The organism is Massilia mucilaginosa, from assembly GCF_011682145.1.
In the GTDB taxonomy this organism is placed as follows: Bacteria; Pseudomonadota; Gammaproteobacteria; order Burkholderiales; family Burkholderiaceae_D; genus Telluria_A; species Telluria_A mucilaginosa.
This window is the reverse complement of sequence record NZ_WHJH01000136.1, coordinates 1-1,682: the sequence shown is the minus strand read 5'-3', so window position 1 is coordinate 1,682 and position 1,682 is coordinate 1. Positions and strand designations below refer to the sequence as shown.

Here is a 1,682-nt window from a genome sequence, read left to right as displayed (position 1 = left end):
CGATTTTTTGCGGGGATATGATCATGGCGATCTCTTTTACCTGGTTGAACATCATGAGTGTCGCCGCTCGCCTTACCGCCGTCCGCAAACAGAAGGGCCTGACCCAGCAGGCGCTGGCCGATGCCCTTGGCTTGCACGTCACGCAGGTCAAGCGCTACGAGGCAGGCGCGTCCCTGCCATCGCTGGAAGCGATCAAGAAGATCGCCCAGGTTTTGCGCGTGACGACGGATTTTTTGATTTTCGAGGAGAGCGAACTCGCGCCGGACGCCAACCTGGCCCTGCAGTTCCAGGCCATCGCCGGCATGCCGGAGCCGCAGCAGGCGGTCATCCGCCAACTGCTCGAAGGGATGATCATCAAGTACGAGGCCGAACGCTGGTCCTCTCGAATCAAGTAGCTTTCTCGCTGCCATACGAGCAGCTAAATAAGAGCCGCACCCGACACCCCGCTTCAGCGAGCAGGGGTTGGGGGCGGCTTTTTTATTCAAGATATAGATGCTGATGAGGCCGTGTCCACATGTCAGACCTGGCACCGTCAGGCACTAATGTCAGACCTGGCACCGTTACCTGATGAGGCCGTGTCCACATGTCAGACCTGACACCGTTACCGACCTGACACCGTTACCGCAGGAACTTCAACTACTCTACTTGCCCCTACACCTTAAAATAATCTTTCAAAAACTCGTCAAAACTCGTCCATCTTGGGGGGAGTTCGCCGGACAATAGCAGTTTTTCCCCGCCCTCAAAATCCACCTCATAAACCTTATCGGTATGGACATTCAACACCACTACTTGTCCGGTCGAGAGCTGCGTCAAGACTAAGAATTGTGGCGGAAAACCAAATTTGTTTCGGCAAACACCTGTCGAAGTTTCCACGGTTTCAGATCCATCGACAATATCAAGAAGTTCATAACCAAGGTGTTCGCTCCAAAACGATCCTTCATATGTTTCGAAAAACGAACGGAATAAGGGATGATCCGCCATCAATCTATTGAGGGCTTGATCAACTAAGTCTTTGTCTTGACGAAAATATTTTTTCTCATAAAGAGAACCTATTACCTGCTGAGGAATTAGTGATGGTGTCATTTTGGCAACTCCTGTTGTCCTCTGTTTTTCCAATATTGAAGTGAATCAACCTTTTGAAATGCATCTCGTAGTGAACCAGGACCACGACCTAACGGAAAATCGGGATGCTGCGCCGCGCCGAACGGATGCAAGGGAGCGCGCTGCGCATTTGCAATACGGTGATAACGAGTAGATGCTTCAAAAAGTGGTCCCATAGCATTTTGCTGAGAATGATGCAATGTCGCAATACTGCCGTCTGGGAGTATTGGCCCAATTCCAAACCTGGCCGCTGCTTCAGCGTTAGTGAGATCACGTCCTTGCTTCGCTCCACTTGTCCTCACCATTTGCCAGTCAATGTCCGAACGTTGAAACACCTTGTAATCAAATCCTGTACTGCCGGGCAAGCCCCACGTATCGAAATTCGTCGTCGAGGTGAAATATTGATTATCGGCGGCGGTTTTCCACCTAGGAATTGCCGCCTCAGTTCTATTTACCCCGTTAACAAAGTTAGCGAGTTTAGCGTCATACGCACTCGCACCCAATTTCTGACTAAATTGCCCGGAGAGGGATGCAAATTCAGCTTCAATAGCACTATACGCACCCAATCGATATACTGAGGC

At 50.7% G+C, this 1,682-nt stretch carries 3 protein-coding genes; 1 reads left to right on the top strand and 2 read right to left on the bottom strand.

Annotated elements, in window-relative coordinates:
- The coding region (locus F2P45_RS34110) for a helix-turn-helix domain-containing protein (RefSeq protein WP_229505438.1) at positions 1–395 on the top strand (395 nt) is incomplete at its 5' end.
- Between the two features lie 256 nt (positions 396–651).
- On the opposite strand, the gene F2P45_RS34105 is transcribed toward F2P45_RS34110, so the two are convergent.
- Together F2P45_RS34105 and F2P45_RS35820 are read right to left on the bottom strand one after the other, a co-directional pair.
- Entirely contained in the window at positions 652–1,083 is a 432-nt protein-coding gene (locus F2P45_RS34105) for an SMI1/KNR4 family protein (protein ID WP_166882640.1), read from the bottom strand.
- Positions 1,080–1,682: HNH/ENDO VII family nuclease (locus tag F2P45_RS35820; RefSeq protein ID WP_223164906.1), on the bottom strand; the 603-nt coding region annotated here is incomplete at its 5' end. The genes F2P45_RS35820 and F2P45_RS34105, both read right to left, overlap by 4 nt.